Source organism: Rhodococcus sp. WS1, from assembly GCF_003797745.1.
In the GTDB taxonomy this organism is placed as follows: Bacteria; Actinomycetota; Actinomycetes; order Mycobacteriales; family Mycobacteriaceae; genus Rhodococcus_F; species Rhodococcus_F erythropolis.
This window is the reverse complement of record NZ_RKLZ01000001.1, coordinates 2,380,710-2,403,236: the sequence shown is the minus strand read 5'-3', so window position 1 is coordinate 2,403,236 and position 22,527 is coordinate 2,380,710. Positions and strand designations below refer to the sequence as shown.

At 60.4% G+C, this 22,527-nt stretch carries 21 protein-coding genes and 1 pseudogene; 6 read left to right on the top strand and 16 right to left on the bottom strand.

Going from position 1 to position 22,527, the window contains the following annotated elements:
- Nucleotides 1-43: 43 nt before the first annotated feature.
- The gene (locus EEB12_RS11045; protein ID WP_073512010.1) at nt 44-361 is read right to left on the bottom strand and encodes a DUF4333 domain-containing protein; all 318 of its coding nucleotides are present in this window, start codon (nt 359-361) and stop codon (nt 44-46) included.
- A 97-nt stretch (nt 362-458) separates the two neighbouring features.
- Complete coding sequence (locus EEB12_RS11040) at nt 459-1,859, bottom strand: cytochrome P450 (protein WP_141487762.1); 1,401 nt, start codon at nt 1,857-1,859, stop codon at nt 459-461.
- 96 nt (nt 1,860-1,955) lie between these two features.
- Here EEB12_RS11040 and EEB12_RS11035 point away from each other — a divergent pair, with 96 nt between their 5' ends.
- The gene (locus EEB12_RS11035) at nt 1,956-2,543 is read left to right on the top strand and encodes a TetR/AcrR family transcriptional regulator (RefSeq protein ID WP_019746951.1); all 588 of its coding nucleotides are present in this window, start codon (nt 1,956-1,958) and stop codon (nt 2,541-2,543) included.
- Between the two features lie 46 nt (nt 2,544-2,589).
- Here the strand turns inward: EEB12_RS11035 and EEB12_RS11030 are convergent, their stop codons facing one another.
- Nucleotides 2,590-3,600, bottom strand: coding sequence for an ABC transporter substrate-binding protein (locus EEB12_RS11030; protein ID WP_141487761.1), 1,011 nt, complete (start codon nt 3,598-3,600; stop codon nt 2,590-2,592).
- A gap of 81 nt (nt 3,601-3,681) precedes the next feature.
- Entirely contained in the window at nt 3,682-4,560 is an 879-nt protein-coding gene (locus EEB12_RS11025) for a bile acid:sodium symporter family protein (RefSeq protein ID WP_019746953.1), read from the bottom strand.
- A gap of 132 nt (nt 4,561-4,692) precedes the next feature.
- Between EEB12_RS11025 and EEB12_RS11020 the strand changes: the two genes are divergently transcribed.
- From EEB12_RS11020 to EEB12_RS30480, 3 genes are read left to right on the top strand one after another with little or no spacing between them, the layout of a single operon-like run.
- Nucleotides 4,693-4,965 carry a DUF2277 domain-containing protein gene (locus EEB12_RS11020; RefSeq protein ID WP_003945457.1) on the top strand — a complete coding sequence of 91 codons (273 nt, stop codon included), beginning with the start codon at nt 4,693-4,695 and terminating at the stop codon, nt 4,963-4,965.
- 5 nt (nt 4,966-4,970) lie between these two features.
- Complete coding sequence (locus tag EEB12_RS11015) at nt 4,971-6,392, top strand: alpha/beta hydrolase (protein WP_019746954.1); 1,422 nt, start codon at nt 4,971-4,973, stop codon at nt 6,390-6,392.
- A gap of 23 nt (nt 6,393-6,415) precedes the next feature.
- The gene (locus tag EEB12_RS30480) at nt 6,416-6,631 is read left to right on the top strand and encodes an NUDIX domain-containing protein (RefSeq protein ID WP_181447625.1); all 216 of its coding nucleotides are present in this window, start codon (nt 6,416-6,418) and stop codon (nt 6,629-6,631) included.
- A gap of 659 nt (nt 6,632-7,290) precedes the next feature.
- Here EEB12_RS30480 and EEB12_RS11005 read toward each other — a convergent pair.
- From EEB12_RS11005 to EEB12_RS10955, 11 genes and pseudogenes are all read right to left on the bottom strand, one after another.
- Nucleotides 7,291-7,617 (bottom strand): annotated as a pseudogene (locus tag EEB12_RS11005) (transglycosylase family protein); the annotation flags it as partial.
- A 484-nt stretch (nt 7,618-8,101) separates the two neighbouring features.
- The gene (locus tag EEB12_RS11000; RefSeq protein ID WP_020968478.1) at nt 8,102-9,007 is read right to left on the bottom strand and encodes an oxygenase MpaB family protein; all 906 of its coding nucleotides are present in this window, start codon (nt 9,005-9,007) and stop codon (nt 8,102-8,104) included.
- A 24-nt stretch (nt 9,008-9,031) separates the two neighbouring features.
- On the bottom strand, nt 9,032-9,589 hold the full coding sequence (locus EEB12_RS10995; RefSeq protein ID WP_019746957.1) for a hypothetical protein: 558 nt from the start codon (nt 9,587-9,589) through the stop codon (nt 9,032-9,034).
- Nucleotides 9,576-10,796 (bottom strand): MlaD family protein, encoded by a 1,221-nt coding sequence (locus EEB12_RS10990; RefSeq protein WP_020968479.1) that lies wholly within the window; start codon nt 10,794-10,796, stop codon nt 9,576-9,578. Before EEB12_RS10990 ends, EEB12_RS10995 begins: the two co-directional genes overlap by 14 nt.
- Entirely contained in the window at nt 10,793-11,857 is a 1,065-nt protein-coding gene (locus EEB12_RS10985; RefSeq protein ID WP_020968480.1) for an MCE family protein, read from the bottom strand. The genes EEB12_RS10990 and EEB12_RS10985 overlap by 4 nt, the downstream gene beginning before the upstream one ends.
- Nucleotides 11,854-12,951 (bottom strand): MCE family protein, encoded by a 1,098-nt coding sequence (locus EEB12_RS10980; RefSeq protein ID WP_141487760.1) that lies wholly within the window; start codon nt 12,949-12,951, stop codon nt 11,854-11,856. Before EEB12_RS10980 ends, EEB12_RS10985 begins: the two co-directional genes overlap by 4 nt.
- Nucleotides 12,948-14,003 (bottom strand): MCE family protein, encoded by a 1,056-nt coding sequence (locus EEB12_RS10975; RefSeq protein WP_141487889.1) that lies wholly within the window; start codon nt 14,001-14,003, stop codon nt 12,948-12,950. Before EEB12_RS10975 ends, EEB12_RS10980 begins: the two co-directional genes overlap by 4 nt.
- Nucleotides 14,003-15,034, bottom strand: coding sequence for an MCE family protein (locus EEB12_RS10970; protein ID WP_020968483.1), 1,032 nt, complete (start codon nt 15,032-15,034; stop codon nt 14,003-14,005). Before EEB12_RS10970 ends, EEB12_RS10975 begins: the two co-directional genes overlap by 1 nt.
- Nucleotides 15,031-16,224, bottom strand: a complete 1,194-nt coding sequence (locus tag EEB12_RS10965) for an MCE family protein (protein WP_223257970.1) — start codon at nt 16,222-16,224, stop codon at nt 15,031-15,033. Before EEB12_RS10965 ends, EEB12_RS10970 begins: the two co-directional genes overlap by 4 nt.
- 33 nt (nt 16,225-16,257) lie before the next feature.
- Nucleotides 16,258-17,115, bottom strand: coding sequence for an MlaE family ABC transporter permease (locus tag EEB12_RS10960; RefSeq protein ID WP_003945491.1), 858 nt, complete (start codon nt 17,113-17,115; stop codon nt 16,258-16,260).
- Complete coding sequence (locus EEB12_RS10955) at nt 17,115-17,924, bottom strand: MlaE family ABC transporter permease (RefSeq protein ID WP_019746964.1); 810 nt, start codon at nt 17,922-17,924, stop codon at nt 17,115-17,117. Before EEB12_RS10955 ends, EEB12_RS10960 begins: the two co-directional genes overlap by 1 nt.
- Before the next feature lie 541 nt (nt 17,925-18,465).
- Here EEB12_RS10955 and EEB12_RS10950 point away from each other — a divergent pair.
- Both EEB12_RS10950 and EEB12_RS10945 read left to right on the top strand, forming a co-directional pair.
- Nucleotides 18,466-19,740: a TetR/AcrR family transcriptional regulator gene (locus EEB12_RS10950; protein ID WP_141487759.1), complete on the top strand. Its 1,275-nt coding sequence runs from the start codon at nt 18,466-18,468 to the stop codon at nt 19,738-19,740.
- Nucleotides 19,741-19,808: 68 nt separating this feature from the next.
- Nucleotides 19,809-21,044 (top strand): winged helix-turn-helix domain-containing protein, encoded by a 1,236-nt coding sequence (locus EEB12_RS10945; RefSeq protein WP_141487758.1) that lies wholly within the window; start codon nt 19,809-19,811, stop codon nt 21,042-21,044.
- A gap of 222 nt (nt 21,045-21,266) precedes the next feature.
- Here the strand turns inward: EEB12_RS10945 and EEB12_RS10935 are convergent, their stop codons facing one another.
- Nucleotides 21,267-22,376: a Rieske 2Fe-2S domain-containing protein gene (locus tag EEB12_RS10935; RefSeq protein WP_047889546.1), complete on the bottom strand. Its 1,110-nt coding sequence runs from the start codon at nt 22,374-22,376 to the stop codon at nt 21,267-21,269.
- Nucleotides 22,377-22,527: the final 151 nt, after the last annotated feature.

The following is a 22,527-nucleotide window of genomic DNA, read 5'->3' as shown; positions in this document are numbered from 1 at the left end:
GCGCCTTTATTAACCGCCGGCGGTTAATAAAGGCGCACAGCAGTTAGTTGTTCGGCGCATCCGCAACCTTGATGTCGAAGTTCGCACTTTCACCGTCAACGCTGGTCACGGTAGCTGTGACGTCGTATTCGGTGCCCTGCTCGGTCAGGATGCACGTGATCGATGCGCCGACTTCTGCGTCGAGGTTCTCCGGACACGTCACGTCGTCAGGTGGTTCGCCGATCTTCTCGGCGAGTTGAGTGGAGATCTGACTTGCGACTTCGGACTTGTCCACTTGCGGCGTCCCGACGCTTGCCGAGCAAGCTCCCGTGGCCAATGCCGCCGAGAGCAAGACGATTCCAACTGCAGGCCTCTTTGTCATGTGAACTCCCAGGGTGCGCCGGTGCTCGCTGCTGCCACCCCAGGGATTACCGCATTCGGGACTGTTCAACCGACTTACTCGACGCCGCTTGCCGAGCTCAGCGTCGGCGGACCGTCAAGTTGAAGCCTTCGGGCATCAGGGTGAGCCGTTCGGCCACCTTCAACTCGTAGTCCGGATCGGCTTCGATCGTATATTTCTGCAAGATGGTGCCCAACACGAGGACCGCTTCGTGAATGGCGAATTGTCTTCCGATGCAGGCGCGTTCACCTGTTCCGAACGGCTTGTACACGTGCGCCGGCCTGGCCTTGATGTTGGCAGGTAGGAAGCGATCCGGATCGAAAGCCTCGGGATCGTTGCCCCACACGGGATCGCGATGAAGTGACGGGATGAGCACGAGCATCCAATCGCCCTTTTTCATCGGATACTTGCCGACGAGCGTGGTGTCTTCGAGCGCCGCACGGCCGTAGGCGGGAGCGGTCGGCCACAGACGCAGCGATTCGTCGAGGACGCGTCGTACGTATCGAAGTTTCGCGATCTTCTCGAAGGCGGGCTCCTCGCCCTCCCAGACCTTGTCGACCTCGGCTTGGGCCTTGGCCAGCACGTCAGGGTTTCGTGACAGGTAGTACAGCGCGAACGACAACGCGCCGGAGGTGGTTTCGTGTCCCGCGACGAGGAAGGTCACGACCTGATGGCGGATGTTCAGTTCGTCGATACGGTTGGGATCGTTTTCGCGTGCCGCCCGTAGCATCAGTTCGAGAAGATCTTCCGGCCCCGGTTCGGTACTTGTCCGCCGGGCACGGATCACCTCGTCCACAACCTCGGCCATGTACGCCTTGCGGACCTCGTCACGTTGATCGGCCCGACGTGCGAGGACTCGCCCCAGGGCCGTCGACTTCAAGAACGTCGTGCGTTGTGAATGGGAGAGAGCGCCGACCATCGCCTTGACGAACGGGTGCTGCTCGTCCCGCTCGAAAGAGTCGAACGAGTAGCTGAATCCAGTGCGTCCGATGGTCTCCAACGTCAGCTTGGTCATGTCTGCCGAGACGTCGATGGGGGAGTCGCTGTCACGACTGTCCCAATGATCGACCAGCTCGCCGGCCACGTCGAGCATGGTGCGGTGGTACGAGCGCATCGCAGTCTGGCTGAACGCCGGGGCCAGGAGATTGTGCGCCTTGCCCCAGTTGGGTTCGTGGTTGTACGCAGTGAACAGTCCGTCGCCGCCGATTCCGCGGAGTGCTTTGACTCCAGGCGCAAGGTGCTTCGCGAACCGGGACTCGTCGGACAGTTCTGCCACCATGTCCGCGCCCGAGGCGAAGACGAAGCGATTTCCCAGGACGTTTCTCTCGAAGATCGGGCCGAGTTCGCGCCCGATGCTCACGGAGTTCTGCAGCGGCGTCCGGATATTGATCCCGAGGACGTCCCCGAGGACTGGCAGGCGCCATGCCGGATGCGGAATCCGAGTATCGGTCGTCGCCTCTGGAGTGGTGTCGACGCTCATGGTGTGTCCCCCCGGGTGAGATCGCTTACTGAATTGGTGTCTAGTACGCAAAGTACGCCTTACTGAATCGGTGTCAAGTAGTAATCTGACTTGTCTATGGTCGCACCACGAAAACGCCTGGACCGAGAGCAGCGGCGCACGCAGTTGCTCGACATCGGCGCGCAACTTTTTGCCGATCGTTCGTACGAGGACGTCTGGATCGAAGAGGTCGCCGAGATTGCGGGCGTCTCGCGTGGGTTGATGTACCACTACTTTCCGACCAAGCGAGACTTCTTCGCCGCAATCGTCGAGCGCGAATCGCAGCACCTGCTCGAGGTGACCGCACCGGACGCGACGCTACCGGTGCGCGAACAGGTGGCGGCCGGGTTGGACGCCTACTTCGCGTACGTGAAGTCGCACAGCAGGGGAGTGCGCGCCATCAACGTCGGGACGCTCTCGGCCGAGGCCGGTATTCGAGCGATTGTCGAACGCGAACTCGAACAGCAGCAGATTCGAATCCTCGACGCACTGGAATTCGAGGGCGAAAGAAGACAGCTCGCTGCCGTTGCAGTTCGGGGATGGATCGCATTCGTCCGGGCTGTCTGCCTCGACTGGCTCGATCAACCTTCGATACCGCAGGAAGAGTTGAGAGTGATTTGTCTGCGGACCCTCTCCGGAGCGTTGGGCATCGACCTCGAAACGTGAAATGCCGACCGCGCGGGAGCGGCCGGCATTTCACGGACAAGTCTGATCAGTCGAGCGTCGAATAGAGATCGTCCCAGCCCTTGGCTACGTACATGTTGGTGTAGATGGATCCGTAGTACGTACTGCCGTGCAGAACGGTGACGTTCCCGGCCTGCACAGCCGGAAGTCGTTGCCACAACTTGTTGTCCGAGAGCTGATCGAAGGTGGTGTCGCTGCTGTCGGTGACGGATACCATGAACGCGTCGCAATCGCGAAGGCGATCCATCTCCTCGGTGCTCAAGCGCCCCTGATTGTCGAAACCGGTTGTGTTCAATGTTCTTCCACCGATGTCGGCGAGCGTCATGTCGGTGGGCTGGCGATTCTTCTTACCGGTTTTCTCCGACACAGGCAGGCTGTCGATGTAGATCGTGGCCTTGTCCGGACTGTAGGACAAACTCGCGACGGTCTTTCCCGCGATCGCCGAAGCGTGTCGAGAGCGGATGTCGGTGATCAGGGCGTCATAGTCGGTGATCAGGCGATCCATGGTGGGTGTTCGGCCCAACCAATCGGAGAGTCGGGTGAGATTTTCTCGCCACGTCTGCCTCGATTCGGTCGTCAGGACAGGAGCGATGGCTTGGAGTTTTGCAGCGGGCCAGTACTCGTTGTCGGCGTTGACGCAGATGATGAGATCGGGTGCGAGTCCGAGGATCTGCTCCAGATTGGGCTTGTCGCTGAGGTATTCGGCCGAGCCGTCGACGGGAACCCACTCGGTGGCGGGCGAGATGTTGTATCCGAAGACCGGTAGTTCCAGGGCAATGGCGAGCTCGAGGTCGGTGCGGGCGTCGACGGCCAAGACCCGCTTGGGGTTGGTCGGTATGTCGTAAGTTCCCAACGGTGTGGTGACGGTGCGCATTTGAGTGTCGTCAGATGTACCCGAACCGTCACTGGAACTGCAGGACGACAGAATTGTTGCTACTGCTGCCATCCCGGCTCCGATGCCGAATTGGCGACGGGTCAGTGCGTCGACTAGCTCTTGCCAGGCGCGTTCGTCCAGCACGGTAGGTGTGGTGGTCAGCATTTTTCGATACCCTTCGGTCTAAGTCCGTATCGATCGTAGGGTCGGCGATACCAGATCACCTATATCGAAAACCGCCTGATATTAGTCGATTTCGGCCATTGTCCGTAACTTGCGGGTGATCGTTGCGCCGAAGGCGGCGGCGAGCGGGAACATGAGAACGCCGTACACCGCAGCCGGCACTGCCAATTGCACGTTGCCGAGGAGACTGACGGCGATGGTGATCGCCAACGTGCTGTTGTGGATGCCGATTTCCATGGAACTGGCGATGGCCTGACGATCCTCGATACCGAAGATGCGGGGAACGATGTAACCGATCGAGAGGCTCAGCAGGCAGAACAAGGCAGCGACGACGCCGATGTCGACGAGATAGTCCGCGATGTTCTCGCGCTCGGAAACAACCGTTCCGACGATCACCAGTGCCAGAACCACCGCAGATCCGATGCGGACGGGCTTGTCCATCCGCTCGGCAAAGGCGCTCGAGCGCAACCGAACCCACATTCCGAGGGCGACAGGAATCAATACGACGGCAAAGACCTGGAGCACCTTCGTGAACTGAAGCCCGAGAGTGCCGTCCGCGTCCTCGGGTTCGAAGTAACCCAAGGCGAAGTTGGTGATCAGGGGGAGAGTGACCACCGCTATCACCGAATTGACCGCAGTCAGTGTCACATTGAGAGCAACATCGCCGCGGAACAGATGGCTGAACAGGTTTGCCGTCGTGCCGCCTGGTGATGCGGCGAGGAGCATCATGCCGACCGCGAGCAGTGGGTCGAGGTCGAACAACGTGACCAATCCGAAGGCCGCGGCCGGGAGCAACAACAACTGACAGATCAGGGCGATCGAAACGGCCTTCGGCGCTTTTGCCACGCGGGCGAAATCTCCGACCGTCAGGGAAAGCCCGAGGCCGAACATGATGATGGCGAGTGCGGCGGGTAGGCCGACGGAGGTGAGTGCAGAGTCCATGAGTTAGTGGCTACTTCCAGTCACTGGGGGAATTTCACTGAAACTACCGTGATGCCCGGATCTGCGTGGCAGTTTGGATACATTGGTGTATCGAACCGTGACGGCGTCGGTGAGCAGGGTTATCGTCGAATTATGTGCCGAAACATCACTGAACTTCGTGGACTCGAGCCCGCTGCTACGCCTGAGGAGATCGAGGCCGCCTCTCGCCAATACGTACGTAAGGTGAGTGGAATAGCCAAGGTGTCCGACGCGAACCGAGACGCCTTCGAACAGGCGGTGCGTGAGGTGACCGAAACGACGACGCGCCTGCTCAGCGCATTGCCGCCTCGCAGACAGCCACCTCAGACCGTCCCGCCGTTGCGTCGTCCGGAAGTACAGGCGCGGATCGCTGCTCGTTCGTCCTGACCCGAGTGGATCTCACAGATATCGACGTATGGGACGTCGAACCGTTGGATCAGCTGTCAGCTGGGCTGGAGGGCGTTCTGGTCGCTCATCGTGTCCGCGACATCCGGCGACGGCTGGATACGCTGCGCAAAGAGGCCGTCGCCGACGACTTGCATATTCGTCAGGACGGAACGGTCTCTGCCGTTGCGCCCATCGCCGACGGCCACCCGCTCCACGTGCATGCCCAGTTGCTCGAGGTCGCGGTGCGAGAACTGATCGGTGAGGCACTGCTGGTCAGCGCGGATCTTCATCATGCGTTGTCTCTGCGGTCTCAGGTCGGCACCGACCTCCGTGACAAAGCTGTGCGTGTGGGGGAGGAGTGGCGAGCGTTCAGCCCTGATCGGCAGCGTCAGATGTTGCGTCATGCACCCGGCCTGATCGCCAACCTCGATGGAATTCCTTCTGCGGTTCGCAGTCCTGCCAATCTCGATCGAATTCAATCGGAACGAGCACGGCTGCAAGATGATTCAGTCCGAATCTCGCAAGAACTCCACCGTGAGTTCTTCGGCGGCAGGCTGAGTAACACAGGGGCGGGCCAGTGGTACGCCGAACGCAAACTCGAGGATCTGGACGCGCTCGACGAGTTGTTTCGCGCCGAACCTTGTCGACGGTTACTGCTCATGGACATGCGCTCGGGTGAACGCGGCTTCGCGGCAATCGCGATCGGTGATCCGGACACAGCGGATCACATCTCCGTGACGATTCCCGGATTGAACACCAACGTCAAGGACTCGATGCGCGGAATGGTCGGCGAGGCAACACGATTACGAGCCGAGGCGGTGCGCCAACTCGAACTGGCCGGCCGAAAGGAAAGCGTGGCCACCATCGCCTGGATCGGATACGACGCGCCACAGGTGATCGGGCCGGGAAAGTTCGACATCGGTCGGGCCAGCTTCGACGTAAGTCGATCGTCCAAGGCAGGCATAGCCGCCGACGCATTGGGTAGCTTCTTTCACGGTCTTCGTGCTGCGTCGGTCAACAACGGAGTCCATATCACCGCGTTGGGTCACTCCTACGGATCGCTCGCGACTTCTCTTGCGCTGCAACGCGGGGCAAGCGCAGCGGTCGACGACGTGGTGTTCTACGGTTCACCCGGCGTGCGGGCCAAGGTGGAGTCGGACCTCGGTATCGCCGACCGCCACGTCTACGTCATGAAAGCGGAAGGCGACAGTATCGCGGGGTTCGGCCGTTTCGGTGGCGATCCGACACGCACCGAGTTCCACCGATTGTCCACGGCCGAGGGGATCACCCCGGACGGTGTCAAGCACGAGCGGGCTTTCGGTCATGCGGAGTACGCGAGAACCGGGGACAACGGAGAACTGCGGATGTCGGGTTACAACCTCGCGGTTGTGGTTGCCGGACTGCCGGAGTTGGCCGTTGTGGCCTGACCTGCTGACTTACAGTGGCACTCATGCGTCTGAGGCACTCGGCCAGGGGATTGGTCGTTGACGACCAGTCCCGTCTTCTGCTCTACCGATTCATCGCACCCGGGGGCGGGCTGACGGTCTGGTGTCCTCCGGGCGGAGGCTTGGAAGGAGACGAAACCCCGTCCGAGGCGCTCGCGCGCGAATTGGACGAGGAGATCGGCTTGCGTGACTACGGCGCCGTCACCCATGTGTGGCATTAGGAGATCCGTGATCTGACGATCTTGCCGGGTTGGGACGGTGCGATCAACGACTACTTCCTCGTGCCGGTAGCGGCCGCATTCGAGCCCTGTGGGTCGTTGGGGCGCGAAGCGCTCGCCGCCGAGCTGGTCGAGCACTTCGAGTGGTGGAGCGTTGACCGCCTTCTGTCACACAGTGGTCGAGAAGTGTTCGGGCCACGCGATTTACCCGACCGGTTTGCACGACTGGTCAAGGATGGGCCATCGAGTGCGCCGGATCGATTTGTTCGGGCACCATGAGGGCCGCGAGGCATCGCCGTATTCGAGCATTTCGGCATCGAAACACGGCTAAGCTGGGGTTATGGAGCACTACGTGCGCAAGGAGCCCATCCCGTACGCGTCTACGGCTGCGCCGGTCAGTTCTCACAACCGGTTGGCAAGGACGGCCCAAAAACTGTGGATGGCTCTCCGAGGGCTGATGCGTGATCGGAAGGCGAGTCAGTACACCTCGCTCGCACCGCGTCATCCCGACGGATCACGTACCGCCGTAATGTCTTTCAACAGCAGCGGCGGAGGGGCTGGATCGGGCGGGGCATGAAGGTCGCTAGTACGACGCTGCCCGGGGTCCGTCGAATTCTCGACGAACACCGGGCAGCGACGCACTACTTGGGATGGGCTCAGCGGAGGTACTGTCCGCAAACCGGCCACGCGCCGGCACCCTGACCGGCAAGGACGTTTTCCGCGACGCGGACCTGTTCTGCCTGGCTGGCGTTGGCGGCACTGCCGGCTCCGCCGTAGGCTTCCCACGTGCTCTGGCTGAACTGGAGCCCGCCGTAGTAGCCGTTTCCGGTGTTCGCGGCCCAGTTGCCCGAAGATTCGCATTCTGCGACACCCGACCAGTCGTGGGTGGCTGCGGATGCGGTGCCGGCGCTCAGTCCGAGGGCTCCGGCTGCGAGGGCTCCGGCTGCGGCGACAGAGGCAAGGGCACGGGTAACGGTGGTCTTGGTCATTTTTGGTAAATCCTCTCGAGTCCCGCCGACGGAGGACGGTGACCGTCTCAGCTCCGCTCCCACCACTAGGAATGTTGTCGAGTCCGAACCGCGGGGTGGGACGGGCGGTGGCGATTCGGTAATGCCCGGTTGATCGGGCTGTCACCAACCATAAGAGATGATTACGGATTGGTCACGGGTCGGCGTGTCGACGCATGTTTGTGCAACAGAAATGCATCAAAGAGTGTTTTCCCAGGTGGCGTGGCGATATGCCACCTCTCTCGGCGTTACATAATCGAGATAAAGTGTGATGCAAGTCACTGGAAATGCGTCTTGATGGCGTCGGTATGTGGCGAATGTGGCGCTCGATCGGCCGGTTTTGTCGATTTTCCGGCCCCAGTTCTGGTCACACAGGAGGCTGTGTCGAACCGCGATCTATTGTCGACCGACCGTCCCGATTTACCTGTGGGGCAGCAGAATTGAAAACGAATTACGCGCTGCTGGCTCAGACGAGATTCTTGCTCGCCTTGATCCGACGACGGATGTCGCGCATCTGAATGGTGTTGCCGGCCTGACGAACGGAGCGGGGAATGAACCTGTTGACGAACGACACGAAAATGAAGAGGTGTTCGAACCGGCGGCGGTCGTCTTCGGTCCACTCGAGGTCGAGTTGGTCGCGGTAGATCGGTGGAAGGAATCCGACCGTCAGGAACCGCAACAAGTTTCGGAATACCAGGCGTATCGGCCAAGCGATCATCTGTAGATTGACCAGGTCGATCAGATACTGCTTGGTGCGTTCGTCGATCACGACGCGTTCGCAACCGAGGTTCCAGTAGCGCTCGAAGTCTGCGCGTGTGGCCGGCCACATCTCTTCGGTGACCTGCAGTGTCGTTCCCAAAGTCGATGCGGACTGATAGAACGACTCCGCCTGTTCTTCCGACATCTTGCCGTGCAGCAACTGATGACTGTCTTCGAAACCGATGAACAGGCAAGCAGCAACCCATAATTGGAGTTCGCGATTGAAGGCGTTGTACTTGACCGGGCTGTTCGCATCCGACTTCACATGTCGGTGTACCGAATTCACGGCCTCGCGGTAGGCCTTTCGCTCTTCCTCGTTGCCCAGGATCGCGACCGTCAGGTACTGCGTTGTGGTTCGTGCGCGCTTCCACGGATGCGCTGTCAGAGCACCAGATTCGACCTTGCTCTCCATGACGCCGTACGCCACCTCGGGCCAACCGAGTTGCAGGATGACGTTGGCAGCGGCTCCGGCGAACGACCAGAAATCGAGTGCGTCGGTGATGTGTGCGGGTTTACGTGCCCACCGCCTACGCTCCGCCGTGATGGTGATGCGTGTCTGATCGGTCCGAAGAGACGACTCGGACTTTTCCGAATCCAGGTAGTGAGTGGGCATGGATCTTCCTCCGCGCGTGGTGAGTTACTTGGTCTCGACGTTGCTCACGAGCCACCGGTCGTCCGAGCGGACCAGGGACACGACCATGCGGTACTTCTGTGTGTTTCCCTCTGGCGCTGCGACATTCTTCGCTTGTTGGTCGACGAACACGAGCACCTTGGCCGACGAATTGTCCAGCGATTCGATGCCGACGTCTGTCGCCGTTGCGCTCGCCTGGCCTTGCCCCCCGGCGACGACTTCGCGCAGTGAATCGACCATCGTTCGGTAGGTGCCGGCAAACTCGTCGGTCGACATCGAGGCGATGCTGTCTTTGTTGGCATCGAGGTTCTGATAGTCGAAGGAGGACATGATGGTCGAGTAATCCCGCGCGGTGTCCAAAGCCTCCTGCCGCAGCGTGTCTTCCTGATTCGCCGAGTACATCTGGAATCCGAGCACCACCAATGCTGCGACCAGCGCTACCGCTATGAGTGAGATCAGTGCGTTGCGTGGCTCCTTGAGGCGGCGAAGTAGCGACGGAGAAGTCGGATGTTCGGCCACCTCGGCTTCAGCCTCGTCGAGTAGTGCGTTGTCACCGTGTGCCATTTCCCAGTCCTTCCAACATCAATCTCCAGTAGTTCAGGGCTTCGACTCCGGTCGGGACGAGAATCGGATCTGCGACGACGGGCGGTCCGATCGGCGTACCGGGGACCGTCGAGTTCTGCAATCCGAGGTCGTTCGGGCGGGGAGCATTCTGTGCTCCGCGTTGGACGAGGTCGTCGGCGGGGGGACAGTACATCGCCAGACTTGGACTGGTGGGAGACAGATCGCCGACCTCACGCCGAGGGGTGTCGTAGTTACAGACCGGCCCCTGTGTGGCAACCAAGGCAAAGTCGGCGCGATCGCCTTTGACGATGGATGCCAGTTTGGCGAGACCTTCAGGAATCGTGACAAGTCCGGTTTCGAGGGCGTCTGTGCGGTCGGAGATGATCGGTGCGACAGTGACGAGATTGGCCAGGACCGCTCCGAAAGTGTTGTGGTACTTGTCGAACAACTGTTGAGCGCTGTTCAGGGCGGCGGGCGAATGATCGGTGAGGTAGATCAGTACCGGAGCGTTGGATTCGAGTTGTTCGGTGAAGTTCTTGGCAGCTGCCATTCCTCGGACGAACGAATCCGATTGTGTCGCCATGGAGTCCACCAACGTGGAGGTTCGCGACAGCAGCGCGGCGAGTTCGGCCGACTGGTCGTTCAACTGCGCGGACATGGTCCCACCGTTGTCGATCATCGTCGCCAAGCTCGGGCCGAGCCCGTTGAACGAATTTCCCAGTTCGGTCCCGATGTCGCTGATCGCTTGCGGATCAATCCCTTCCAGGACACCGGACGCCTGAAGCATCAACTGGCTCATCTGGACCGGTTGCTGATCCGCGGGCATGGCGATTTCGTCGCCGTCCCGAAGATACGGGCCGTGGTCTGTGTTGGGATAGATGTCGACATTCTGAATTCCGGCTGCGGTTCCCATCGTCACCTTGGCGACGCTGTCGGTAGGTATCTCGGTGTTGTCGTTGAGTGAGAGTTCCACCCGAGCCGAGCGGGTGCCTGCGTCGAGTTCGACTTCACTCACTTTCCCCACCTGTACGCCGCGATACGTGACGACCGTGCCCTTGGTCAGCCCGAAGGCGTCGGACATGTTGGCGTGCAGCCGGATTTGGCCACCGAAACCCTGAGGGCCGACCACGTAGACGATTCCGAAAGGGATTACCACAGCAGCGATCAGAGCGAACAGGACAAGTTGAACAAGCGCAAGGCGACTCAACGCAGACCTCCCTGAAGTAGATCGGTGAGAGTTCCCGCCGGTGCGATCGATTGACCGGCCATCCCGCCGCTCCAGAGCTTGTCGATCGTTCCCGGAATATCCAGGGCGCCGTCGAAAACGAGGTAGTCACCTTGGACTGCACTGGTGAAGTTCTCGAGCAATCCGTTCATATTCGCCAGTGTCTGACCGATCTCCGAGTTGAACGAATCCAGAGTCCCGACAACGGTCGACGCATCGTGCAGCATCGCGTCGAGGCCGTCGGGTGACGAGTCGAGGATGGTGTTTGCGTTGGTGGCGAGCTGAACGGTCGAGTTCAACAGGCTTGCAATCTGATCCTTCTGTCCCACGAGAATCGACACCACCTGTGGAACGGAATCGAGGTAGTTGTCGACGACGTCGCGTTGGCCGGCCAGTTGGGAGGAGACCCGGGCAGCGAGGTCGACGGCCTCGTCGAACTCGCTGCGGTGACTGCTTGCCTCTGCCATGAGCGAGGTCAGGGTGTCGGTCAGAGAACGAACTTCACCGGAGCGCCCGGAAAACGCGGTGTTCAGCTCGCGCACCACGGTGTCGAGTTGATCGATGCCGCTTCCGGTCAGAACCGTACCGAGCGTGGCAAGCGCACTTTCGACCTGCGGACCGATCTCGGTGCGAGACTCCGGAATTGTGTCGCCGTCGCTGAGCATCGAGCCGGACGGAACCTCCGGCACCAATAGTCTGATGAACGGGTTGCCCAGTGCGGACGGGAGTTCGACGGATGCTTCGACGTTCTCCGGCAACGGCGTCGCGGCGTCCAGACTCAGCGTCACATCGGCTCCGACGACGTCGGCGGACAGCGCGGATACTCGGCCGATGACTTTCTGGCCGCTGCGGACGTCTGCCCCCAACACCAGGCCGTCGGCGCCGGCCAGCTGCAGCGCCACGTTGTACGCATCACCGTCGGCCGAACGACCCAGGGGTAGGTCTTGAATGCCTGCGCTACAGCCGCCGAAGGCGAACACGGCCACAGAACCCACACCGATGATCACGATACCGGCGACTATTCGAACCGATTGCCGCGTCAATTGCCACCTCCGGGGACGGCTCCGCCGGAAATCGCGGAGGCGATTCCGAGCGGATCAGAAGTGCTGAGGGGGAAGGAAATCGGATTCGTGAACCCGGCTCCGGTACAGATCGGCAACTTGTAGGTGTCGCACAGCGGTTTCGCAACCGCGAACTGAGTCAATGCAGTCGAGACGTTGAGCCGAATGCGCCCGCGCTGATCAGGACCGATTGTCTGGGAGAGGTTCTGCATCATCAACGGCACCAGGTCCATGAACTCAGCGAGGCCGGGTTCTTTGGCAGCCAGAGTGTCACCGAGAACTCGCACGTTGTCGGCTATGGCACCGACATCATCGCCGTGAGTTGTCATGAAACTGTTCAACTGGTCGAAGACCACCTGCAGATCCTGCAGAGGCTGTGAGATGTCCATGTTCTGGTTCGCCCACTGATCGCCCAATGTGCCGACGTCACCGACAAGTTCGTCGAGGCTGACCTGCCGTGCGTCCAGAGCATTCATCAAGGTGTTGAGATTGTCGACAAGGGCACCGATGTCTTCCGACCGAGCGCCGACAACTCCGGTTGCCGTGCTGAGGTTGCGAATTGCGGTGTTGAATTGATCGCCCTGGCCCTGCCATCCGGCAGCGCCGCGGCTCACGAGATCGCCGAGATTGCCCCCATCCCCGGCAAATGCGTCGGCCAAAGTGCTGACGCTTCCCATCAAGCCGTCGAAATCTATGGGGGAGTGGGCACGTTCGATCGGAATCTGGTCGCCGTCTTTCAGCGTCTCTCCGCCGGTGTAAGCCGGGCCGAGTTCGATGTGGCGATCGCTGATCACCGATGGATTGAGTACATAGGCTGAGGCGTCGGCGGGCAGGTCCACGGAGTTGGGCATCGACATCGCCACTCGAACAGAAGTTCCGCGAGGTTCCACCGACGTGACCGTCCCGACGCCGACTCCGAGGACGGTGACCTTGCTTCCCTCGTAGATTCCGCCGACATAGCTGAAATCGGCGTAGACGGTCTTGGACTGATCCGTTCGTCCGAAGATGTACCAACCGGGGAGTGCAATCGCCAGGGTCACGACCAGCATGGCCGTGACGGCTCTTCGTGTATTCACTTGCAGCCCTCCATGATGCCGAGCGCGCAGAGCAGATTGTCCGGGATCACGGCGGCCGGCGCGTTGACGTCGGTCCAATTGCCGGTGCCGGTGGAATCGGTGACCGAACGCAGCGCGGAAGGAAGACGAGTCAACAGCAGGTCGATCTGATCTGCGTTGTTCTTCAGCGTGGTGGTGACCTCGACGAGGTTGTCGGTCATGGCTCCGAACTCGTCCTGACGATCGACGAAAGTGGTGGAGAGCTTCGAGATGATGATTGTCAGGTTGTCGACCAGCTGAGTCAGTGCGTCCTTGCGCATCGCAAGAGTACGAACGATCGTCTGAGCATTGGCCGCAGTACCGACTATCGAATCGGTTTGTGCCGCAGCCATGTCCGACAGCTCGCGGGACATGATGAGAATCTGGTCGATCTGTTCACTGTTCTGCGCGAAAGCCGCCGAGGCGCCGCTGATTCCGGCCAGAGCCCGGCCCACCTGATCGGAATCAGTTGGAATCACCTGCGAAAGGGTGTTCATCATGGACTCCATCGCCTGTAGGTCGACGCCGGTGGCCGCAGTGGTGGCATCACTGCTGACGTCGTCGAGGCTGTACGGCACGGTTGTGCGGGAGAGCGGGATGACCCGTGCATCGGAGTCGTCGACCACTCCGGCCGGCACGATCTCCAGGTAGCGCTTGCCAAGGACCGTCTTGAGCCTGACAGTCGCCGTGCTCTGGTTACCCAAAGGCTGGTCCTTGTCCAAGCGGAAGTTGACGACGACGTGGTCGCCGGCAAGGTCGATCGAATCCACTCGGCCCGCGGGAACCCCGGCCACGTAAACCGGATCGGTGTCGGAAAGCCCGCTGGCATTGGCCAACTCCGCTGTGTATGCCGACGTGCGTACGTTGTACCAGATCTTCGGAATGCCCAAGGCGGCGCCGAGTCCCACCACCAGAACGAAGATTCCGAGACTACCCAGGGCGAGAGCGGTGCCGCTACCGCTGCGACGGCGATCTCCTTTGAACAGGAAGAGCATGATGCCGACGAACACGTCGATCAGCTTGACCAGGAACATCATGAGCACACCGGCGAATGTGTCGGACCGAAGATGTTGGCTTCCATGTCGCCTGCCTTCAGAGTGAAATTGCACAGATACAGGCTGATGAAACTTCCGTAACTTCCGATCCGGTTGGCGGCGTCGGCGAACTGGGGAAGGTTGGCGAGAAGTCTGTTGAACTCGTCGGTGCTCGCAATCCAACTCCCGGTGACACTTTCGAGTTGTTGCACGGTCTGACCGAATGCGCCGTTCGACCCGGCCATGATCTGAGCCAACGACGAGACAGTTCGGTTTCCCTGATCCAAGAGCGAGACCAGTTGATCGTTCTGCCCGACGACGGAAGTACTCAGATCGTTCAAACCGTCCAGCAGACCGACCAATTCGGGTTGGCGTTCGTCGACGGAGGTGAGAAGAGTGTTCATGTTCGTGAGTAGTTGTGCGAAGACGTCCTGACGGTCGACAAGGCCGGAGCTCATGGTCGCGATCTGGTCGAGGAGGGTGGTCATCGCCTGGCCCTGGCCGTTGAAGGTTTCGACAAAACTTCGCGTGAGCGTGTTCACCTGCTCGGGCTGCAGCGCGGCGAACAACGGTTTGAACCCGTTCATCAGTGCCGTCAAGTTGATCGGCGGTGTTGTCTGCGCCAGCGGTATCGTGTCACCTGGTTCGAGCTGTCTTGCGGATACCGTTGTCGCGCTGTCGTCCTGCGTCAGTGCCAGATATCGAGCACCGAGCATGTCGCCGTAGCGCACGGCGGCACGGACATCCGACTCGAGGGAATATTGCGACTCGATTTCGACGTCGACGATCGCCTTGCTCGTGCCGCCGCCGTTGTCGGCAAACGCAACCGAGTCCACGCGGCCGATACGCACACCGGACATCGTGACCGGGTTACCCGGGTTGAGGCCTTCGACATCGGTGAACTCGAACGAATACGAATCGGTGCTTCCGCGAACCGGGACCGACAACGTGTTCGCCACGAACGACGCACAAGCGACGCCGGTGAGACAGAAGAGTGACAACCGAATTACCTGGCCAGGACGGACCTTCACGGGACGGTCACCTCATTGCCTCTGACCATCGGCCCCAACATCAGTGTTGTTGCCGGGTTTGGGGTGTCCGAGCGTTCCGGCGATCCGCCCAGTAGCTGATCTTCGAGGTATCGCAGCGTGGCCGCTTCGGCTTCGCCGCCCACGACCGGGGCACTGGCGGGTTGTGCAGGCGTCAGGTTGGAGCCGGAACACTGCGCGCCGCGCGAGTCCCCGTACTGCGGGCAATCATCGCCCGTGTATGGGAGCGGTTCGGCGAACGTGGCAACTGCTGTGATGTCGAACTTACCGGTGGCGAAGACCCGCGCGCCCGCGGCGCCGAACGTACTGGCATTGGCGAGGGTGGAACGCAGTCCTCCGGGATTGGCCGCGGTGGTTGCGAGTATCTTTCCGGCGGAATCGATCACAGTGATGATGTTTCGGTTGTTCTCCACGACAAAATCGTCGACGGTAGCGGCGAAGACTGCGGCCGCGCCGATCGAGGACTCGAGATTCGCTCTGTTGGCGACCATGTTGTTCGAGACGGTTGTGGCGGCTGCCAAGGTATCGAGAATGTCGGGGGTCGCGCGGTCCAACGCGTCGACGACCGACTTGAATTCGGGTGTCGATTCGAGGAATTGGTGTGCGGCGGGTGTCAGTACGCCGGACGCGGCACTGAGATTGTCTATCGTGGTACCGATCTCGGCTCCGTTTCCGTCGAGTGCCTGGCCCAGCGCAGTCAGGGCTGTCTGCAACTTCTCGGGCTGCATCGCCGTGAGGACTCCCACCAATTTGGTGTACACGTCGTAGAGCGCAACGGCTTCGGGACCGTCGTCCATGTGGATCTCGTCTCCGTCCGACAGAGTCGTCTGGCCCTGCTCATTCGGACTGTCCACGAGCTGCATGTAGATGTCGCCGAAGAACGTGCGCGGAACGACGCGGGCCACCACGTCGGCGGGAATCTTCGACGCGTCATCGGTCTGAATCTGCAACTGCACAACGGATTCGGCCGTGCCTGATTCGATTTCGCCGATTCGGCCGACGTTGACGCCGTGGTACCGAACCGGAGCTTCACCACTGATGAGACCGGCTGTGGCTGGAACAGCGACGAAGATGTCGGTGCTCTGCTCGAGGTTTCCCGAACCGCGTAGAACCATTGTCACAGCGGCGGCGACGGCTACCACTACGGCGATCGCGCCGCGAAGGGCGTACACGATCTTTGTGTGTGTAGTGAGTCTGTCCACGGCTCAGACCCCCATTCCCGGGATCTGGGGCACGAGGCCCCACAGCGCGAAAGTCATCAGTACGTCGAGGATTCCGATCGCGAGGATCGCAGTCCGAAGCGCGCGCCCGGCAGCCTGCCCGACGCCGGCCGGACCACCGGAGGCATAGTAGCCGTACGCGCAGTGAACCAGCGCGACAACAGCGGCGAACACCACGGCCTTGAGGCCCGAGTACAGGAGATCCTGCGGCGAGATCGCCAGATGGAAGAAGTAGTCGTAAGTACCTGCCGATGCACCGTTGAAGAACACGACGACCAGTCGGGTCGACAGGTAACTGGCGAGCAGCCCGATCATGTAGATCGGGATGACGCAGATCATGGCAGCGATCACCCGCGTACCCGCGAGGAAGGGGATGGATCTGATCGCCATCGAGTCGAGGGCGTCGATCTCGTCCGAGATGCGCATAGCCCCGATCTGGGCAGTGAAACCCGTTCCGACCTTGGCGGCCAACGCGATAGCGACGACAACAGGGGCAAGCTCACGGGTGTTCGCGACCGCAGACAGCATGCCCGAGAGCGAGGTCATCCCGACGAGTTCGAGGCCCCGGTGAGTCTCGACGCCCAACATCATTGCCGCGGCGAGCGACATCGCGAAGACGATCCCGATGGTGCCGCCGCCGGACAGCAAGGAGTTCGTGCCGAAGCTGACCTCGCTGATCTGACCGAGTACGTGCTTGCGGTACTTGGTGAGCGCAAAAGGGATCGATGCGATGGTGCGGACGTAGAAAGTGACGTGCTGACCGAGGGAGACGAGGCCGTCGCCGGCGGTTCGCAGGGGTCTGCTCGCTTGACGGGCTCGAACACGGAGATCGACGAGCGACATCAGAATTCACCGACTGCTGGGACGATTACGGTGTACAACGCGGACAACACTGTGTTCACGATGAAGACGAGCGCGAACGCGATGACGACGGCCTCGTTGACTGCGTCGGCAACGCCGCGGGGGCCGCCTTTTGCATGGAGACCTTTGAAAGTGGCCACCAAAGTCGAAGCGAGGCCGAAGATCGCGGCTTTCACCAAAGCCATGACGAAGTCGGACGATCGACCGTATTGGCTGAACGTTGCCATGAACGTTCCGGCCGGAAGATGCTGCACGTAGATGTGGTACAGATAGCACGCGATCACTCCGCCGAAGGTCACCATCGAGCACAGTGCGAGGGAGACGATCACTGCCGCAACCAATCTCGGAGCTACCAGGCGTTCGATCACATCGATGCCCATCACTTCCATGGCATCGATCTCTTCGCGAATCTTTCGCGAACCAAGATCGGTGCAGATCGCCGACCCGGCAACACCGGCCATCATCAACGCGCACACCAGTGCTGCGGCCTGTCCGACGATGATGAATGCCACGACGGCGCCCGAGTAGCCACCGGCACCGATGCGGCCGGCCAGTTCGCCGACCGACACCGCGATGAAGACACCGATCGGAATCATGAGGAGCAGCGACGGACCAGTGCTGACGCGACCGATGAAGAGCGTCTGAGTGACCGTCTCGTGCAACGAGAGTCGCCTGCGGAGGATTGCCGTGAACAGGCCGAACAGTGCCTGCACCGAGAATCCGATCAGATAGCCCCCCTGCAACGCTACGTCTCGTACCGGGCCTTTCGGGGCTGGTAGCTCGTACGTCATCTAATTGAATTCCTTTGCAGATCAACATGGTTCAGCACGAAAGTCGAACTGTTCGGACGCTGGCGGTCGAGCGAACTGCTTGTGAAGCATCTCACACATATATGTGACGTGGCAAGCATTATGTGAACGAAAATTCTCGGGGGAGTTTTCGGTGTAACAGCGACGGTCAGCGTGTTGACGTGCCAATATGAGTTCTGTCGGGTGGTGTCCTCGGCTTAAGTTCATCGAAATTCCGGAAGCCGTCGTCCGATGTCCCGGTCGGGGAGAGGGGGCCGCTTCGAGCGGTGACCCTACCCCTGGTTTCGACCACAGGGCAAGGCTTTGTTAACGATGATTCTCTCGAGTTTCAGTGTCGATGATCGGGGCGATGCAGTTGACGGCAACCTGGAGTTAGGGAAGCTAGCAGCGTATATAGAACGTGGATACAGTGGAAATCTCGAAAGTCTCCGATGGCGGGAACCGATTATGATTATGCTCATTCGCAAAAGGACCGGTTTGGTGACCGGTAGGGCTGAGCGAGGCTGAGAGAGGGGGTGCGCGAGTGAGCCCGAGACAGCAGTCTGTCGATGCGCAGACAGTTGACGAACAGACCTCGCGTGTAATCCTTCGAGCGGCGGGATCGGAGTCGGTCAAGCGACGTCCGAAGGACCGCAAGGCGAAGATCGCCGCTGCGGCTGCAATTGCGTTCAGCGAACGGGGATATCCTGCCGTAGGCGTCGAGGATATTGCGTCGTCCGTCGGTATTTCGGGTTCGGCACTCTATCGGCATTTTCCGAACAAGTATGCGATGTTCCGCCACGCGGCACTGGAATTGACCGACGCGCTCGAGAGTGCACTCGATGCGGTCTCCGTCGCCGCCGATGCAACTGACCGGGAGCGCCTACGCGAGGATTTGCTCGCTGTGATCCGAACGACGGTGCGTAATCGGCGCACAGCCGGGATCTACCGGTGGGAGAGTCGGTTTCTCGACGCTGCCGATCGGAAATCGGTCCGAGCTCAGGCAGCTGCTGTCAATCACCGAGTTGCACTGCATCTTTCACGCTCCGAACCGCCGGCGAGTACTCGTGCCGAAACCATCCTCACCTCAGCGATGTTCAGCGTGATCGGCAGCATCACCGCTCACAATCTGATACTGCCCCAACGTCGGATGGAGCAAGTTCTTCTCGATGCTTGTCTGTCGATCGAACACGGTGGGAGTGCAATTACATGGCGGCGGTCGGAAATAACTGTGTCGACGCGACCGGTGACGACGAACAAGCGTGAACGTCTGCTGCAGGAAGCCGTGCGGCTCTTCGATTCTCGCGGCTATCACGACGTCAGTATCGAAGAGATCGCAGCCGCTGCGGGTTTGAACGCTTCCGGGATGTACCGCTACTTTCCGAGCAAAGCGGAACTTCTCGGGGCGGTGTTCTATCGAGCGGCAGACCGTCTGGACCTCGCGACGGCAGCAGTGTTCGAGTCTGCGACGTCGCCGGAGGAAGCGCTGCGCGCACTGTCGGCGATGTACGTGGAGTTGTCGTTTGCACAACATGAATTGATGTCGGTCTATTTTTCCGAGATGAACAACCTTCTGCCGGGACATCGAAGCGATCTGAAGAATCGCCAGAAGCTGTACGTGGTCGAGTGGGCGCGGATACTTCGCGAAATTCGTCCGGACCTTTCGGCGATAGAGGCGAAGTTCCTGGTTCACGCTGCTTTGAACCTGGTCCCCGACATCGGACGCTTGATGAAGTTCGATGTTGCAGCAGAAAACGCCTCCACACTTCAGACGTTCATGTCAGCAGTTCTCTTCGGCCGCCCGGCTCCGCCGCCCTGAACTTGTCGCCGCCCTGAACTTCTCGCCGCCCTGAAACTTGTCGGACGGCGTGCGTAGTGTGGTCGGCTATGAGCGAAGTCGTGTCTCTGGCAGCTGCCCGCCGAATAGCGCTCGCCGCTCAAGGGTTCGGCAAATCACACCCGGCAACGGTGACGCGGCGCAATCTGGTCAGCGTGATGGACCGGCTGCAGGTCTTGCAGATCGACTCGGTCAACGTTTTCGAACGCAGTCACTACCTGCCCGTTTATGCGCGACTGGGCGCGTACGACAAGTCCAGGCTTGATCAGCTGACCTTCTCCCCGGAGTCGGGGTACCTCGAATACTGGGGACACGAAGCGACGTTCCTGCCGGTGGACATGTGGCCGCTCTTTCGTTGGCGCATGGACCAGTTTCGTGACAAAGCGTTGAGCGACAAGAACGGATGGGCGTCTGATCGGCGCGACTTCCTCGACTGGTTGCGCAACGAACTGCGTGAAAACGGTCCGATGGCGGCGAGCGAAGTCGAGCATGAAGCGAATACACGCCGCGGCCCGTGGTGGGGGTGGTCGGACGTGAAAGTCGGGCTGGAGACTCTGTTCCGTTGGGGCGAAGTGGTATCGGCGGGTCGCGCAGGATTCGAACGTCGATACGGCCTTGCCGAACACATGCTCGCGCCCGAGATCCTCGATGCGAGGATCGATCGATCGGACGCGATCCGTGAGCTGGTGCTGCGTGGTGTGAAGGCCCACGGACTCGGTACGCTCGACGATATCGCCGACTACTTTCGGCTGCCGAGCGCTGAGGCACGAATTGCCTTGCGTGAGCTCGAAGACGCCGGCAATGTACGCAGTGTTTCCGTCGAGGGCTGGGAGCGTCGTGGCAAGCCTCGCGAGGTATGGATTGATCCACAGGCAAAGCGTCCAAGGTCGATCCGAACCGAGGCTCTGTTGTCGCCCTTCGATCCGGTAGTGTGGGCGCGCGATCGAGCGTTGCGGCTCTTCGACTTTCACTACCGGATCGAGATCTATACTCCCGCACACAAGCGGGTTCACGGCTACTATGTGCTCCCCGTGTTGATCGACGACAATATCTGCGCGCGAGTCGATCTCAAGAACGACCGACAGAACCGTCGGCTACTCGTGCGCGCTGCTTGGGCCGAGCCCACCGCCGATGCCGACACTGCACCGCGTCTGGCTGAGCTCCTTCGTAGAACCGCAATGTGGCAAGGCTGCGACACCGTAGTCGTGGAGAACAATGGAACATTGGCATCAGAGCTGGCCGCTGTGATGGCCGGCGACGAGGTGGATGCGGTGGGCGCGCGCTAGGTCAATCTGGAACGGTGAGTCTCCCGTCTACTGCAGCTCGGTTGATGGAATCTCTTAATGCCGAACAAGTTCCGGTGCGAATTTTCGGCGACGCCTTGTCTTCGCGATACTCCGAACACACGTTGTGCGGATCCGATCGCCATTGAGTCGAGGTATGTTGCCAGCTGTTCTTCTCGACGAGGACATATGTTCCACACCGCTCGCAGTCCACTGGTTCCATGGTCACTGCGCTGCTCCTGCACGGCGTGCGAGGTTGTCTGCAACCTCCTGTTTCCACACCTCGATGGGTTTGCTTGTGTCCATCTCGAATTCGAAGCGATCGATCATCTCGGGCGTGACGTCGGCGACGTCGACGTAGAACTGTTCGTACCACCGCCTCAGTTGGTAGACCGGACCGTCCTCGGTGCAGAGTAGTGGGTTGTCGATGCGGGTCTTGTTCTTCCAGATCTCGATGTCCTGCTCGAATCCGACGCCGATGTAACCGATCATCGCGTCAACGGTTTGGTCCGCTATCCCGGCGGGAAGTTCCTCGGTCTTCTTGACGGTGATGCCGTACATCAGGACAAACTTGTTCGGGCTGACCGGATAGTGGCAGTTGATCAAAACCGAATCCACCTTGAACGTTTCGTACTGGTACACCAGATCGTCGATCATGAACGACGGTCCGTGATAGGCGGCCACCGAGAAGTTCGAGACCAACTTCGGCACGTCGGGATCCGTCCAGGTCACGATGTCGTCGCGGTTGATACCGCTCTGCTCCTGGATGGCGACATGCCCCTCGAAGACGTTCTTGAAGTAAGTGGGAAACGAAAAGTGCACGTAGAAGAAGTGCGCCATGTCCACGACGTTGTCGACGATTTCTCGACAGTTGGTGTCGATGACGATTGACTTCCATACCCAATCGGTCCATTCGTGGTCCGGAGTCTTGATTATCGGTATGGCGACTTCGGCCGGAGGCGGATTGCCTTCGGGGTCATGCCAGACGAAGAGCAGTCCGTCTTGTTCGAGGGTGGTCCAGGCGCGAGTTTTGGCAAGCGGTGGAACGCGGCGTGCATAGGGGATCGCGGTGCATTTGCCGTTGCCGCCCCAACGCCAGTCGTGGAAGGGGCAGGCGACTGAATCGCCCTTGACCGTGCCCTGACTGAGGTCGCCGCCCATGTGACGGCAGTAGGCATCGAGGACCTTTAATTCGCCCTGGCTGTCGGCAAATACGACAAGCTTGGTGCCGAAGGCCTCGATCGGATGTGGGTTCCCGTCGTGGAAATCCGTTGCAAGTCCGAGGCAGTGCCATCCGCGGGCGAAACGTTCGGGAGCAGCGCCCTCGTCGATCATGCGGATGTCGTCGACTTCGCCGAGGTCCGTTGTGGTCGTCACGTCTGTAGTCAACTCGTCGTCCTTTGTTCAGTGATCTGTGTTGGCCACTGTGGTGAGGAGTTGGTCCAGGTTCAACGGGGGTAACCGGTGATCGGTATAGCTGCAGGTG

Coding starts and splice junctions, on each gene's coding strand:
- EEB12_RS11025 (WP_019746953.1), bottom strand. CDS start 4,560: ATGGACTCTGCACTCACCTCCGTCGGCCTACCCGCCGCACTCGCCATC.
- EEB12_RS11030 (WP_141487761.1), bottom strand. CDS start 3,600: ATGCTGACCACCACACCTACCGTGCTGGACGAACGCGCCTGGCAAGAG.
- EEB12_RS11035 (WP_019746951.1), top strand. CDS start 1,956: ATGGTCGCACCACGAAAACGCCTGGACCGAGAGCAGCGGCGCACGCAG.
- EEB12_RS30480 (WP_181447625.1), top strand. CDS start 6,416: ATGCGTCTGAGGCACTCGGCCAGGGGATTGGTCGTTGACGACCAGTCC.
- EEB12_RS11020 (WP_003945457.1), top strand. CDS start 4,693: ATGTGCCGAAACATCACTGAACTTCGTGGACTCGAGCCCGCTGCTACG.
- EEB12_RS11040 (WP_141487762.1), bottom strand. CDS start 1,859: ATGAGCGTCGACACCACTCCAGAGGCGACGACCGATACTCGGATTCCG.
- EEB12_RS11045 (WP_073512010.1), bottom strand. CDS start 361: ATGACAAAGAGGCCTGCAGTTGGAATCGTCTTGCTCTCGGCGGCATTG.
- EEB12_RS10975 (WP_141487889.1), bottom strand. CDS start 14,003: ATGTTCCTGGTCAAGCTGATCGACGTGTTCGTCGGCATCATGCTCTTC.
- EEB12_RS10960 (WP_003945491.1), bottom strand. CDS start 17,115: ATGTCGCTCGTCGATCTCCGTGTTCGAGCCCGTCAAGCGAGCAGACCC.
- EEB12_RS10995 (WP_019746957.1), bottom strand. CDS start 9,589: ATGGCACACGGTGACAACGCACTACTCGACGAGGCTGAAGCCGAGGTG.
- EEB12_RS10935 (WP_047889546.1), bottom strand. CDS start 22,376: ATGATCGACGAGGGCGCTGCTCCCGAACGTTTCGCCCGCGGATGGCAC.
- EEB12_RS10945 (WP_141487758.1), top strand. CDS start 19,809: ATGAGCGAAGTCGTGTCTCTGGCAGCTGCCCGCCGAATAGCGCTCGCC.
- EEB12_RS11000 (WP_020968478.1), bottom strand. CDS start 9,007: ATGCCCACTCACTACCTGGATTCGGAAAAGTCCGAGTCGTCTCTTCGG.
- EEB12_RS10955 (WP_019746964.1), bottom strand. CDS start 17,924: ATGACGTACGAGCTACCAGCCCCGAAAGGCCCGGTACGAGACGTAGCG.